The organism is Phormidium tenue FACHB-1050, from assembly GCF_014696925.1.
GTDB lineage: Bacteria > Cyanobacteriota > Cyanobacteriia > Pseudanabaenales > Pseudanabaenaceae > Pseudanabaena.
In genome coordinates, this window is sequence record NZ_JACJQY010000012.1 from 1 (window position 1) to 13,390 (window position 13,390).

The 13,390-nt window shown below is 41.8% G+C and carries 13 protein-coding genes and 1 pseudogene; 4 read left to right on the forward strand and 10 right to left on the reverse strand.

Annotation, left to right across the window (positions count from 1 at the left end):
- Positions 1-165: pseudogene (locus H6G05_RS09535) on the forward strand (photosystem II q(b) protein); the annotation flags it as partial.
- 207 nt (positions 166-372) lie between these two features.
- On the opposite strand, the gene H6G05_RS09545 reads toward H6G05_RS09535, so the two are convergent.
- From H6G05_RS09545 to H6G05_RS09565, 5 genes are all read right to left on the reverse strand, one after another.
- Complete coding sequence (locus tag H6G05_RS09545) at positions 373-639, reverse strand: glycosyl hydrolase family 31 (protein WP_190577956.1); 267 nt, start codon at positions 637-639, stop codon at positions 373-375.
- Positions 612-800 carry a hypothetical protein gene (locus H6G05_RS09550; RefSeq protein WP_190577957.1) on the reverse strand — a complete coding sequence of 63 codons (189 nt, stop codon included), beginning with the start codon at positions 798-800 and terminating at the stop codon, positions 612-614. The genes H6G05_RS09545 and H6G05_RS09550 overlap by 28 nt, the downstream gene beginning before the upstream one ends.
- Positions 775-1,020 carry a hypothetical protein gene (locus H6G05_RS09555; RefSeq protein ID WP_190577958.1) on the reverse strand — a complete coding sequence of 82 codons (246 nt, stop codon included), beginning with the start codon at positions 1,018-1,020 and terminating at the stop codon, positions 775-777. Before H6G05_RS09555 ends, H6G05_RS09550 begins: the two co-directional genes overlap by 26 nt.
- Before the next feature lie 208 nt (positions 1,021-1,228).
- Positions 1,229-2,203, reverse strand: a complete 975-nt coding sequence (locus tag H6G05_RS09560) for an AbiJ-NTD4 domain-containing protein (protein WP_190577959.1) — start codon at positions 2,201-2,203, stop codon at positions 1,229-1,231.
- Positions 2,204-2,362: 159 nt separating this feature from the next.
- Positions 2,363-2,581 (reverse strand): hypothetical protein, encoded by a 219-nt coding sequence (locus H6G05_RS09565; protein ID WP_190577960.1) that lies wholly within the window; start codon positions 2,579-2,581, stop codon positions 2,363-2,365.
- A gap of 186 nt (positions 2,582-2,767) precedes the next feature.
- Here H6G05_RS09565 and H6G05_RS09570 point away from each other — a divergent pair, with 186 nt between their 5' ends.
- Complete coding sequence (locus tag H6G05_RS09570; RefSeq protein ID WP_190577961.1) at positions 2,768-3,319, forward strand: NUDIX hydrolase; 552 nt, start codon at positions 2,768-2,770, stop codon at positions 3,317-3,319.
- Between the two features lie 37 nt (positions 3,320-3,356).
- Here the strand turns inward: H6G05_RS09570 and H6G05_RS09575 are convergent, their stop codons facing one another.
- Positions 3,357-5,006, reverse strand: coding sequence for a 2-isopropylmalate synthase (locus H6G05_RS09575; protein ID WP_190577962.1), 1,650 nt, complete (start codon positions 5,004-5,006; stop codon positions 3,357-3,359).
- Between the two features lie 610 nt (positions 5,007-5,616).
- A complete protein-coding gene (locus tag H6G05_RS09580) occupies positions 5,617-5,877 on the reverse strand; it encodes a hypothetical protein (protein ID WP_190577963.1) in 261 nt (86 codons plus the stop codon).
- Between the two features lie 302 nt (positions 5,878-6,179).
- Between H6G05_RS09580 and H6G05_RS09585 the strand changes: the two genes are divergently transcribed.
- Positions 6,180-8,384, forward strand: coding sequence for a hypothetical protein (locus H6G05_RS09585; protein ID WP_190577964.1), 2,205 nt, complete (start codon positions 6,180-6,182; stop codon positions 8,382-8,384).
- A 159-nt stretch (positions 8,385-8,543) separates the two neighbouring features.
- Here H6G05_RS09585 and priA read toward each other — a convergent pair whose 3' ends face one another.
- Together priA and H6G05_RS09595 are read right to left on the reverse strand one after the other, a co-directional pair.
- Complete coding sequence (gene priA / locus H6G05_RS09590; protein ID WP_190577965.1) at positions 8,544-11,036, reverse strand: primosomal protein N'; 2,493 nt, start codon at positions 11,034-11,036, stop codon at positions 8,544-8,546.
- 45 nt (positions 11,037-11,081) lie between these two features.
- The gene (locus H6G05_RS09595) at positions 11,082-11,897 is read right to left on the reverse strand and encodes an inositol monophosphatase family protein (RefSeq protein WP_190577966.1); all 816 of its coding nucleotides are present in this window, start codon (positions 11,895-11,897) and stop codon (positions 11,082-11,084) included.
- 95 nt (positions 11,898-11,992) lie between these two features.
- Between H6G05_RS09595 and H6G05_RS09600 the strand changes: the two genes are divergently transcribed.
- Positions 11,993-12,790, forward strand: coding sequence for an ABC transporter permease (locus H6G05_RS09600; protein ID WP_190577967.1), 798 nt, complete (start codon positions 11,993-11,995; stop codon positions 12,788-12,790).
- Positions 12,791-13,139: 349 nt separating this feature from the next.
- On the opposite strand, the gene H6G05_RS09605 is transcribed toward H6G05_RS09600, so the two are convergent.
- Positions 13,140-13,367 carry a hypothetical protein gene (locus tag H6G05_RS09605; protein ID WP_190577968.1) on the reverse strand — a complete coding sequence of 76 codons (228 nt, stop codon included), beginning with the start codon at positions 13,365-13,367 and terminating at the stop codon, positions 13,140-13,142.
- Positions 13,368-13,390 lie beyond the last annotated feature (23 nt).

Below are 13,390 nucleotides of genomic sequence, written 5' to 3' on the forward strand. Positions count from 1 at the left end.
TCTGACAGCCAAGGTCGTGTCGTACCTAGCTGGGCAGACGTAATCAACCGCGCAAACTTGGGTATGGAAGTAATGCACGAGCGCAACGCTCACAACTTCCCACTCGATTTGGCAGCAGTTGATGTAGCACCTGTAGCAATGGCTGCTCCTGCTATCAATGGTTAATCGACTAATCTAGTCTTCTCGAAATAAAAAAGCCTCTCCGCAAGGAGGGGCTTTTTTATTGAGAGTTGATTCTGACTGTAATTTCTGTGGTCAATGGCAATAGTTCAATCCCTAATGAAAGTAAAGTTTCTTCAATCCATTTTGATAATCAGTGCAGAACGATTTTTGATAGCTCCATTGGCTTGAGGGATTGGGGTGAGAATAATTTTACTTTCTTGCATAATTGGTGTTGTATTCCTTGATTATTTTTAATGAGTACTCAGGTTCATCTTCTCCATAGCATTGTTCTAAATTTTGCAAAGCGAAGGATTCTAAAATATCTTCTTGTTGAGATATGGTGCTATCAGGAATAATGGAGTTAATAATTTGTTGCCAAAGTTCAATGGGAACAATTACATCGATTGTTTTGCCTTCGGTGTTTGTAACGTAGCGGATACGGTTATCTATTAGTGCATTTGGTGTTGCGATCGCCATGATGATCGTCCTCTTATCGTTGTTATTTTTATACCGCCGATCGCTAAATCTACAGTGCGATCACCTCTCATCCAACCTAAAATCGCACATTGCTTGAGGATGATTATGATGATCGATCGCTCCTTGAGACAAGTTTTATGAATCAGCCGAGATAGAGTCATCTTCTGTAAACTGCTCGATCGCTTCTAGCATTCCCTCTGAATATGGCTCTAAGATAGTGGTGCAAACGTGAAGTTCAGCTAGTGCATTACAGAACTCATCGGAATCTGGACTAGCCGTTTCAAGAATATTAATGGCTGCAATGGCGCGTTTTAGTTGGGGTTGGTATTCCGCCATGTGACGCTTGAGGCGATCAATTGGTTGTTTATAAGTTGTATTCATTTTTTGAGTCTCCTTTCTAATTTTGCGATTTGGTTATGACAGTTTGCTACAGTTTTCTCCCAGTGAGCGATTAAACCTAAATCTTGATTTTCAATTGACTTTCTCTTCCTTTTGTCATTTTTTGTAAATGTTCTTCACATTGTTCCTAATAAGTTGGTCACAGAGATTCAATTTAAACATTCTAAAATAGGTCAAGACAATTGAAGGATTAAATTTTTGACTTTAGATAATTGATAAAAGATGTACATGAAAGTAGAAAAAATTTTGCGTCAGCAGCAGTAAGATTAGGTTCACTTAGCATAGCGTGCCTAATGCCTCCTTCATCGCTAGTATAACCGTACAATTTTGAGAAAGATTCTTTTAAAGACGGATGGATTTTGTTGGAAACTTCCAAAACTTTGAGCGCTTCTCCTAAAGTTGCTTTGGGCTTACCAGTAATCTCTTTTGCAATACTTTCTACAGCAGAGATAGATTCCTTTATAGAGTTTCGATAATCTGGATTTTTTCGATCACTCATCAGAGTAAGAGCGCGTTGGAGATGGCTCGCTACAGCAGGAAATCGCTTACCAGTCAATGCGTCCTCTAGCATCTTAACCTCTTGTTCAGTTGTTATATCTGTAAATACACCTCCAACAAACCTAAAGCCTGAAAACTCTCTATTTAAGATGTTATTCACTTCTTCCACTAATGTCACACTTTCAAAATAGTTAAGAGTAACTTCAAGGAAATCATAAACTTCAAACCATTCAAATCTATCAAAGAGTTCTCGCAATTCATTTACTTGCCCACTCTTAAAAGATGACAAATCATCTATTGGCTTTTTAAAAAAATCTATCCACAAATATTTAATAAATTCATCAATTCTCTTCCCATAAAACATCCATGTTATAGAATTAGAATACTGGAGTAAAAAATTGTTACTTAAAACATTCCAAAGTGAATGTCTTAAATCTTTACTTATATCATCAACTTGAATTACTTCAGATACGTGTTTAAACCCCTGTCTTTCGCTAAATCTTTTAGATGGTATCGCAAATTTAGATTTTAACTTTAACGCTTGATTTTGAGTCTCACGTTCAGCTATGGCTTTAGGATCGTGAGCATAGCAATATCCAGAAGAACCTGCTTCACGATTACATTTTGCGCCAGATTTTGTCGTACCTTTACACTTTACTGATGACATTTTAATAGAATTAACAAAACTTTTTTAGGCAGGATTTCAACTATAGCTATTTTGTAACAATAATATTGAAAATGAATATTTTAGGTGATCTCCCTAGTCAACTACCAAACAATCCTAACCAAATTTGCAGCACAAATATTTGGTCACAACTCAAAAGAGCTACCTGATTTTCTCATCATTAAACTCAGCATCTCTAAAATCAGCTTCAGTCGATTGTTGAGAACCTGAAAACATCCCAAATGACATAAACTGACTAGCGAGACTAACTGACTCAGGCTTAAAAAAAGTCACAAAAACTTGACTCTCCGTAATATCTTTGGGAATTTCCGCTAACTCGATCTTACCGTTCCGATATATTCCTTGGATTGTCTGTAACATAATCTTTTGCGCTGGTTAATTTGAGCGATCGCCAATCAATCGTAGCACTACAACATTTTAGCTAATATTCGCAGTGATTTGTGATGTTGTGGGATTAGGGACGGTTGTGAAGTGCATTAGATTTACTTGCAAAATCCAATCTCATCTTGTGACAAAATGTGCTGAAGTTAGTTAATAAAAATAACCATGTCAGATCCCATCACCTCAGAAATTTTGCAAAATCGCCTTAGCTATCAAGGTAGTAAATTTTCCTTCCACGTCGATCGCATCAAGTTACCCCACGGCGTAACAGGTGAGTATTCATATATTAAACATCCAGGGGCAGGACTAGCGGTTCCTGTGACAGACGATGGCAAATTCGTGTTAGTTAAGCAATATCGATTTGCAATTCAACGCTATTTACTAGAATTTCCTGCTGGCACTTTGGAAGTTGGGGAGGATCATAGTGTAACAATCAAGCGTGAAATTGAAGAAGAAACAGGCTATCGAGCTAGCCAATGGCAATATTTAGGAGGCTTCTATATTTGTCCAGGTTATTCTGATGAGATTATTCATGCATATCTAGCCCAAGGGCTGGAGAAGCTAGAACATCCTCCTGCTCAAGATGAAGATGAAGAGATAGAAGTCGTATTATTGAGCCGTGAAGAGATAGAAGCATTATTGCGATCACAGAGTGCAGATACAAGTCTTGATGCCAAATCGATCACCGCATTTCATCTGGCTTTGCAAGCTTTATAGGCAATAAAAAACGGCGCAAAGCGCCGTTTTTTATTGTTTATAAAGCTGCTTCTTTTTTAAGTTTGTCGCGATCGCTTATTTTTGTATTCGGGGTCTGAAGCGCAAAGTAGAGCTTGTTCAAAGCACTGAGATAGGCTCTCGCTGAGGCAACAATAATATCAGTGTTAGCGGAATGTCCAGAAAGAGTACCGACATCAGGATGCTTAAGGCGGATAGTTACTTCACCAAGGGCATCGATACCAGCGGTAACGGACTGGACTGAATACTCAATCAACTGATTCGGAACATTCACAATGCGATTAATCGCTTTGTAAATCGCATCAACGGGGCCAGTTCCCACTGACGCATCGGTGATTTCTGTACCATCGGGCATCACAATCGTGATTGTTGCAGTAGGGATTGCGCGATCGCCACAGCTTACTTGCACATGATCAAGTTTGAAGGCTTCAGGAGCGTGACGAATTTCGTCGTTAACGATCGCCTCTAAATCGCGATCGCTAATCTCGCGTTTCTTATCTGCAAGTTCCTTAAAGCGGACAAAGGCGGCATTAAGTTCCTGTTCTGAAAGCTCAAAGCCAAGCTCTTTAAGGCGAGAACTCAAAGCATTTCGTCCCGAAAGTTTGCCAAGGACGATCAAGTTATCGGTTAAGCCGATGGACTGAGCATCCATGATTTCGTAGGTGAGACGATTTTTTAATACGCCATCCTGATGGATACCCGACTCATGGGCAAAGGCATTTGCGCCCACGATCGCTTTATTGGGTTGCACCAACATGCCAGTGAGATTAGATACAAGACGAGAAGTTTTGTAAATCTGCTTGGTATCAATGTTGCAGAGTGGTTCAGTCGATTCAGCAGGACGACCAAGAAAGCTATTGAAATAAGCTCGGCGCACATGCAATGCCATCACCAATTCTTCGAGAGCGGCATTACCAGCCCGTTCACCGATCCCGTTAATTGTGCATTCCATTTGACGCGCCCCGTTTTTGGCAGCTTCAAGGAAGTTCGCTACCGCCAAGCCGAGATCATTATGACCATGCACAGAAATAATGGCGCGATCAATATTTGGTACATTTTCTTTGATGCCCTTGATCAAGGCTCCAAACTCAGATGGAGTTAAATAGCCCACAGTATCAGGAATATTTACCGTCGATGCTCCTGCGGCGATCGCTGATTCTAAGACTTGGTAAAGAAACTCAGGATCGGAGCGTCCAGCATCTTCAGGGGAAAACTCGACATCTGCAACTTTGGATCTGGCATAGGCAACCATCTCTGGCACGATCGCCAAAACTTCAGCGCGAGTTTTGCGGAGCTTATACTCTAAGTGAATATCAGAGGTGGCAAGAAACGTATGAATGCGACCTTTTGCCGCAGGTTTGACCGCTTCAGCAGCCGCTTCAATGTCAGATCTGGTGGCACGGGCTAAACCGCAGATTGTGGGGCCATCTTCTGTACCAACGAGCTTAGCGATTTCTTGGACAGCATGAAAATCACCTTTACTCGCAAAGGGAAAACCCGCCTCAATAATGTCTACACCAAGTCGAGCCAGTTGCTGCGCGATTAGCAATTTTTGCTCCACGTTCAGAGTTGCGCCTGGGGACTGTTCGCCATCGCGTAAGGTGGTGTCAAAAAAGATAATGCGGTCTTGAGCAACTTGGGACTCTTGAGATGTTACTGATGTAGACATAATGCGTTAATTCATGAATGTGTATTTGTAAAAACGTAACTATAGGATTTGGCTAAATTCCTTGGCGTTTAATTGGCTAGGTAGTAGCGAATTATAACAAAAATTAGCTAGTCTAATTTTAGCCTGTTTTTTATCAATGATAAACCAATTTTATAGGCTGTGAATTACACAATCAAATTCTATAATCATTTAACTTAACGTCAGTTCGCCGAAAGCAGAAAATGGTAAGAATCGCTAAGCGATTCTTACCATTTTCTGCCATTTGTGCCGTGCGAAGCATGGCGCAAATGGCTCTATCGAACTCACGTTAACTTAATCTTTTACGATGGGAGGGTTTTACTACTCTAAGGTTTTTGCAATTTATTTAATTTATAGCAAAAAAAGAGTTAGCTAGTACAAACCAAAACCCCAGAATCGAGGGGCGGCGCGAATCGCCGCCCCTCGATTCTGGGGTTTATGTCCTAAGCAAAACTTGCTTTGCTGTAGTAGCACAGCTTAGCCATGCCACCAAAAATCGGTTCCTTATTTTACGGGTAAGCCCTAAGCATTCAAAAAACAAAAAGAAGCGGCACAAAGTGCCGCTTCTTTTTGTTTTTTGAATGCTTATAATCTACTTAGTTACTTCAACAGTTTCAGTAGTCCTATTTCCTTCACTATCCTCAGTAATAGTTACCTGATTCCCCTCCGAATCAACAGCAGTTACTGCTGTATTACCATCCGCATCAACGCAAGCGGCAACAGCAACATCACCATTTGAAGAAGCTGCACATTCAGTCTCCGCTTGAGCTACAAGACTAAATCCCCCAAAAGCTATTAAGCTAACTGAAACACTGATTACAACAGACTGAATACCCTTTAGAACATTTGCCATGATTTTTGTCGATTGTTTAATTGCCTTTAAACGTTGCTAGTAACGTACCCAAATTTCTAACCTTCGATAACAGGTATATTGTCATAATTAAAAATTTCTTTTCAGTATGAAAACAGCATGAAAATATAGGATAATGCCGTTTGTTTGATTTACTTGGGCATCTAGCTAAATCAAGATTCTCGGCGATAGCTATATAATGAGAATTACAATAATGAGAATTACAATCCCTGCCATCTCAGGGCAGCTATGGTTAAGCTATTGTGCTAGGCTATGGCATCCGTATGAGATTTGCGATGTCGCGCATGAAATCTTTACCTGAATCCTCAAAACCTTTTGGCGATCTTGTTAAGACAGATCGTGAGTTGCAAGACGTTAATTCCTCTGGACAAGACTTACCAGAGATCGATCTGCGCGATCGCTTCACATGGTCAAATCTAACTATTGTATTGAGCATTCCCATAGTTGGAGGATTAATTGGATTAGGGTTAATCTATCTGGCTAATCCTTTAGCAATTAGTTGGCTAGCACCTTCTGACGCTCCTGCTTTTTACTCTAATTCATTATGGAATCTCCCTAAAAGCATCCCCCAAATCCAAGCAGAACTAGGGCGCAGTCAACTAAAACTTGGCGAAAACTTCAATCTTAAAACAGGGGAAATTATCTATACCGTTCTGGAAACAGAAACGCAAAATCTTCGCGAAATCCGATTCTATCAAACAATTTCAGATCGGGGTGTAGAGAAATTACTATTGGTAAGCACAACCACGATCGCAGGAATTGACGAGTATTTTGTGCGATCGCCACGGTTTAAATATGCCACTGAGTCCATTCCTGAACGGATGCGCCCAAATCGTAATCGTCTGCCCCTTAAGAAATTATCACTGTTAAATAATGCTCCTTCTCAATTTAATGGAGTTTGGTTCACCACTGTAGGTAATGTTGATGGAATTAGCTACGGACAGATTTACTATTTTGTCAATGATAAGCGATCGCGGTTAGTAGAATTAGATGCATGGACAAGTCCCATAGGAGAACTTCCTAAATGGCGTAATGCTCTAGCAAGTAACTCTGGTTCCGTGCAACTTGTAGTCAATCAAACTCAATCATTTGAACCGCAATTTTTGATTTTTCAGCCTGAAGAAGCGATCGCTAGTTCCATTCGCCCAGTAAAATTGCGACAGGTGACATTAAATGAAGCGAAGGGACAGCCCAAGTATTACCAAGATGCTTTAGTGATGGCGAGTGTGGGTCTATGGTCACCTGCTTTGGGTAAGTTTAATTTGATGGTTGAGGACTTGAAGACTCAGGGAAAAACGCTTTCGCCATTTTTGCAAGAGCAGTATGACATGATTGCTTTACATGCTCAGATTACCTCGCAGCAAGCCGAAAATCCCAATTCTAATTTGGGAGATAAAGCATTAATTAATATTATTGATGGTAGATGGACTGAAGCTCTGGCGATCGCCAATGATCCTGCTTACAAGGGTGACAAAATTGCGGAAATGTTAGCGAAATATCATCCTCACATTTGGCAAAGGGTGATGACCATGTTAACTTTTACGGAAGCCAAAGAAATTAAGCTGTGGGGAGGGTTAGTAGTTTTACAGCGCAATGGGTTGCGCCGCGCTGAACATTGGCTCAGGGAGCAGAAAGTTGATCCTAAAGATTCCAATCAATTATTGCAACGTTTGGATCTGGCTCCAGTTACACTTAATCCGAAACAATTGATGGGAACAGTTACCTATATTGGGAAGGGTGAGGCAGGTTCTACATGGTTTTTGCCACCACCAAAACTTGAATCAGGGCAGGCTTGGTATGAAGTTAATATCAATTTAATTAAAGATGGGGATAAGTGGATTAATGATCCATTTCCTGAACTTAGCGATCGCTCCTCAATTTTGCTATGGAGGATTTTGGGGCTTTCGCTGAATAATAATCTGGGAGTCGTGCTATACGATCCCTATGGAAAATCGCAAACAGCCACTTTAACCGCCCAGTCTCTTTGGATTAGTGATAACGGAGGACTAAGAATTCTCGCTTCAGGTGAGGCGAACCTTGCCCCTTTGCTTAACACAAGTACGATCCCTCCCCTTGTTACCAGTGGCGGTGCTTTTAATCCTCCCACTGGCAATCCTGTCGAGTGGGCATCCCTCTCATCAGTAACGATTGAGCGCATCATTCGGACGATGTATCGGGAGTTGCAACGCAATGGGGAAGTTTCGCTCAGTATCGAAGACTTTAGTGTGTTAGTGCAGCAGCAATGGACTCTATCATCGGTTAGTTTAGATGGTGGCGGCAAGCCTGAATATCTATTACTGCTTGATCGCGAAAAAGTTGATTTAGGCGATCGGCATTATCCTCTAGCGCTCGCCTTCTCTAGTGATGGTGCTCTTCTATTCAGTGATATGAAGGGCAGCAGAATTTGGCTAGACGTATTACCTAGTAGTATTGAAGGACAAATTCTCACACTTCGCAATGGTCGTTACGAAGTATGGAATTTTCGTTGATTAGACTTAAAGTAGCCATGCACTCAAGTAGCCATGCACTCAAGTGCATGGCTAAAAGCTCAAGTCCACTGAAGTGGACTATAGAATACTACTAAGTAACTCGTTGAAACGGGTTTGAGCTTTTAGCCAAGAACTTAAGTTCTTGGCGGTTTACTGCGGTTACAAAATGGTGAGTGGATCGACATCGATCGCTACTCGTACAGCTTTAGAGTTAACCAACATTCGCAACTCTTCTAGACTTGGCACATTGGGTAAAACTTCAGGAGCAAATTTTAGTAAAATCTGCCAGCGATAACGATTAGCAACTTTAGCGATCGTGGCGGGAGTTGCCCCTAAAATATCCCAATCATTCTCTAATTGACGTAAATAATCCGCTAATTGATTCGCTGCTTTCTCAACGGTAGTGTCACTCTCACTGCTGAGGTGAATTAGTACCATCTGTCCCATCGGTGGATAACGCAGAGCTTCACGCATTTCTAACTCAGTCTGCATAAATGCTTCCAGTTGATAGGTTTGTACCGCTTGGATGGCAGGATGTTCGGGGGTATAGGTTTGCATGATTACCTTGCCATCTTCATCGCCACGACCTGCACGACCCGCTACCTGTAGCAAAGTTTGCGCCGCTCTCTCCCCTGCGCGATAGTCTGAAAAGTTTAATAATCCATCCGCCGAAACTACGCCTACTAAAGTTACTTGCGGAATATCTAACCCCTTGGTTAACATCTGTGTCCCCACTAATAAATCTGCTTCTCCTGAACGGAACTGTTCGATTAATAAACGATGTTGATCCTTGTTGCGGGTGGTGTCACTATCAAAGCGAATCAAGCGGATATTGGGGAATAGCTTTGCGAGTTCCTGTTCCACTTTTTGTGTGCCACTGCCAAAATGCTTAAAATAAGGTGAGCCGCACTCTGGACAAGATTTGGGCTGAATTAACGTGTAGTTGCAATAATGGCAGCGTAAATGCGCGGATTTTGGTTGATGGGCAGTAGGTGAAATCGGATCGTGATAGGAGAGCGAAACATCGCAGTGAGGACACTCGGCAACATAGCCACAGGATCGACAGGATACAAAAGTACTATATCCACGTCGATGGATGAAGAGAATTCCTTGCTGCTTGGCTTCGAGCATTTCGGAGATCGCACCTTGCAACTTCCGACTCAAAATCGAATAATTACCAGCTTTAAATTCATCACGCATATCGACAACCTCAATCGGAGGCATGTCTTTATTGCCAATACGATAGGGAAGTTCGAGATAGATTGATTTACCCTCTTGGTGATCATAGATTACTTCCGCCGAGGGTGTGGCTGAACCAAGCACTAGAGGAATATTCTCTAACTGCGATCGCCATTCTGCGATCGTGCGTGCATGGTAACAGGGCTGGGGCTGATCTTGCTTGAAGCTATTGTCATGCTCCTCATCCATCACAATTAAGCCCAAATTCGATAGGGGTGCAAACACCGCCGATCGCGTACCGATGACAATTTGAGCTTCACCCGTGAGCATCAATCGCCATGTATCAAAGCGCTCGCCCTCTGATAACTGACTGTGATAAACATTCACTTTTGCATCCCCAAATCTGGCTCTAAAGCGATCGGTCAATTGTGGGGTTAAGCCAATTTCAGGAACCAGAACTAGCGCTGATTTTCCTGCTGCGAGTACGGCAGCGATCGCTTGTAGATATACTTCTGTTTTGCCTGAGCCTGTAACCCCATGCAGGAGAAAATGAGGAGCGGTTTGGTCAGCGATCGCCTGCAAAATTTGTTGTAATGCGGACTCTTGATCGGGTGTGAGATCTTTGGGGCGATCGCGTTTGACTGTATGACTTTTTCCACCTAGTCGTAGCGACTCTTGTTTGGATATGGCAATATATCCTTTATTCGTAAGTGTTTGCAAAACTGAAGATGATGTCTTTGCAAGTTTAATTAATTGCGTTTTTAAACATTCCCCACCTTGATGCTGCAAAATCGCGAGAATCTCTGCTTGTCTGGTGGTGACTTCACTATCAGGTGCTTTCAGTAAAATAACAAGATCTTCATATTTAGGTTGCGGTCGATTTGGTAGTTCTAAAACCGTATCAATCCATTCTAGTTTTTGAAGTTCCTTTAAGCCTGAACTAGTATATCTACCAAGCTTTTGCTGAATATAACGACGACTAATTCCTTTGGGATTATGCCTATGCTCTTGTAAAAAGTCCCAAACCATTTGTGCTGCTTTTGGTAAAGCATGAGGATCTGGTTCCGCCAAAGGCGGAACCAGATCCTCATGCTTTACTTTAATTCGATAATGAGACTGATCCAGTAACTTAGGCGGCAGAGCAGTTTTTACAGTCTGCATCACAGGTGTACGATAATACTCTGCTGTGCGAATCAGCATCTCCCAATATGTCTTTGGGAAAATACCTGAGCTAACTACAGCAATAACTGATTTAATTTCTGTCTCAGTATCTGTAATTTGAGAAGTATCAGAAATTTGTAAAGCGATCGCGCCTACTTGTCGATTACCTAATGGAACACTGAGAATATCACCAATCTGAATGTCGAGATCATCAGGAATACGATAGGTCAGCAAATCATCAATACCAATGCAATCAACAATAACGTTGACATAGCGATCGCAATTAATGCTCGTTAAATCAAATAGTTCCATATTCTCAACAATTTACCCAAGGGTAAGGCGATATTATATTATTCCTTAATTGGTATTAAAAGGCTTGACGATCACTTGAGCCATTGGCAAGAGTTGAGAATGGCTAACTACTAAAGTGGGAAAATTACGGCTACTGTAATCTTTTCCTAGTTCTAATGGAAAAATGTTCTGGGAAGCTTCTAAGGGAACCCAAATTGCACCGATCGCTTTTAGGATTACCCACACAGCCGCAATATCCCAAATCTTGGGAGTTGCTTCTACAGCTCCAATCGTGGAACCGATCGCCACGGTCAAAATGTTATAACTTGCCACACCCAACATTCGCAGTTTAAAAGGAAACTTCGATCTGCCCATTTTTTCGAGGCTGCGGGAACAGGCGCTAAAGAAGTAATTACCAAGCGCATCAGGATTAGGTGCAACTTCAGGCAAATGAATCAGTATGTCGTTAAAAAATGCTGCTGAGCCATGCTCATCAGACCAACCATAAATATTTTGACGCAATGGTGGTATTGCAACATAACCAAAAACGGGTGTGCCGTGATGCAATAGTCCTAAGGATATGCCCCAAATAGGAATGCCCCTTGCAAAATTGGTTGTGCCATCAAGGGGATCAACCACCCACGACCATTCTTGATTTCCTAAAGTCTGGGTTGATTCTTCAGTCAAAACCCCATATTCAGGAAACTCTTTTTCGAGTGCTGCTTTGATATAGGCATCCGCCCAGCGATCGCTTTTAGTAACGAGGCTACCGTCATCTTTGGCGATCGCCACTCGCGCCTGTTCAAAATCAGCAAGTAGGCGATCACCTACCTGCTTAGTTAACTCTTGGATAAAAGGAAGAATTGCTGGCAAATTATTCATAGGTTGTTAGCATAATGCACAGTCGGCGCGAAACGCCCCTCTAATTGTGCGATAAAATGCAATCATGTTAGGACGTATGAGGATTCTTTAGACCTATGAACTTGAGCCTGAACCTGAGTCTAAGTTTAGGTCGCGTTTGGGCGATCGCCACCAATGTATTTCGCGAAACTGTGCGCGAACAGGTGCTGTATCTATCTTTGCTGTATACCGTAATTGTGGTGTCAGCAATGCTAATGTTGCCAGAATTTTCCTATGACTCATCGGCAAAGATGATTGTCGATGTGGGTATTGCGGCGATCGAAGTGGTGAGTTTAATTGTGGCGGTGTTGGTTGGCACAAATCTGATTAATAAGGAAATCGACAAACGTACAATTTTTATTTTGATTGCTAAGCCAATGCATCGGGCTGAATTTGTATTAGGCAAACATCTCGGTTTAACTGCTGTGGTCGGAGCCTTGGTGTCGATTATGACGGTAATTTTTATTGCCTTGATGGCGATTAAAAATATTCCGATCCCGATTCCTGCGATTCTCACGGCTAACTTTTTTATCTTTTGGCAAATCATGCTGCTAGGCGCGATCGCCATTTTATTTGGTTCCTTTTCAGGTTCGCTAATTGCCTCTTTACTAACTCTTGCGGCTTATTTAATTGGTAACTTTAGCCGCGATTTATTGTTATTGGGTGAAATTTCTAAAAATCCAAGTTTGCAAGCTGTAACGCGCACTTTGTATATGATTCTTCCCGATTTGTCGCGTGCTAATCTTAAAAATGAAGCAGTTTATAATATTTTGCCAAGCCTGCCAGATATGTTTAGCAATGGCGTTTATATCTTGAGCTATGCGCTGTTGACTTTGGCGATCGCTATTCTCATTTTCGCTCGTCGCCAGTTTTAAATGAATCACCCCGCCGCAAGCGGACGGGGTATCAAATTCTTTTTTACTAGAATATACTCACACCGCAGAGCGGTGGGGTATTTACCCTCTTAGTTGAATAAACATAAAAAAGGGAATGCATCAATAGCTGGGCGCAATTAAATAACAAACCCCAAACCCTGTGGCGCACGCGCAACGTGCGCCACAGGGTTTGGGGTTTAAAAACACAAAATGGCTACGCCATTTTGTGTTTTGTTATTAATTATGCTTAGCTACTTAGCAATCCTCAATGAATCGGGAAGTGCTAAGGCTCATACAGTCAAGGGGTTTAAGCCCCTTGACTGTATGGCAAATGATTTAGGAAGGCTATTTATCCTAATCTTTGAAAATCTTCAATTTCTATAACTTCGCCGATCGCTGCCATTGTAAATACATCATCTCGGACTTTAGCGGTAACCTTTACTTTCAATCCCTCTTGCAAAATCGCTTCGGGGGCTGGTTGCCAAATCTCATACTGCTCATCAGTGTCAGTTACGATCACCCAAGTTCCTGTACCAATATCGATATATTCTACGGTTCCGATAATCTGGATATTCATATATTCTCTGTAGTAATTTCCCA

Coding starts and splice junctions, on each gene's coding strand:
- H6G05_RS09595 (WP_190577966.1), bottom strand. CDS start 11,897: ATGAATAATTTGCCAGCAATTCTTCCTTTTATCCAAGAGTTAACTAAG.
- H6G05_RS09580 (WP_190577963.1), bottom strand. CDS start 5,877: ATGGCAAATGTTCTAAAGGGTATTCAGTCTGTTGTAATCAGTGTTTCA.
- priA (WP_190577965.1), bottom strand. CDS start 11,036: ATGGAACTATTTGATTTAACGAGCATTAATTGCGATCGCTATGTCAAC.
- H6G05_RS09585 (WP_190577964.1), top strand. CDS start 6,180: ATGAAATCTTTACCTGAATCCTCAAAACCTTTTGGCGATCTTGTTAAG.
- H6G05_RS09550 (WP_190577957.1), bottom strand. CDS start 800: ATGACTCTATCTCGGCTGATTCATAAAACTTGTCTCAAGGAGCGATCG.
- H6G05_RS09600 (WP_190577967.1), top strand. CDS start 11,993: ATGAACTTGAGCCTGAACCTGAGTCTAAGTTTAGGTCGCGTTTGGGCG.
- H6G05_RS09555 (WP_190577958.1), bottom strand. CDS start 1,020: ATGAATACAACTTATAAACAACCAATTGATCGCCTCAAGCGTCACATG.
- H6G05_RS09545 (WP_190577956.1), bottom strand. CDS start 639: ATGGCGATCGCAACACCAAATGCACTAATAGATAACCGTATCCGCTAC.
- H6G05_RS09570 (WP_190577961.1), top strand. CDS start 2,768: ATGTCAGATCCCATCACCTCAGAAATTTTGCAAAATCGCCTTAGCTAT.
- H6G05_RS09565 (WP_190577960.1), bottom strand. CDS start 2,581: ATGTTACAGACAATCCAAGGAATATATCGGAACGGTAAGATCGAGTTA.
- H6G05_RS09560 (WP_190577959.1), bottom strand. CDS start 2,203: ATGTCATCAGTAAAGTGTAAAGGTACGACAAAATCTGGCGCAAAATGT.
- H6G05_RS09575 (WP_190577962.1), bottom strand. CDS start 5,006: ATGTCTACATCAGTAACATCTCAAGAGTCCCAAGTTGCTCAAGACCGC.
- H6G05_RS09605 (WP_190577968.1), bottom strand. CDS start 13,367: ATGAATATCCAGATTATCGGAACCGTAGAATATATCGATATTGGTACA.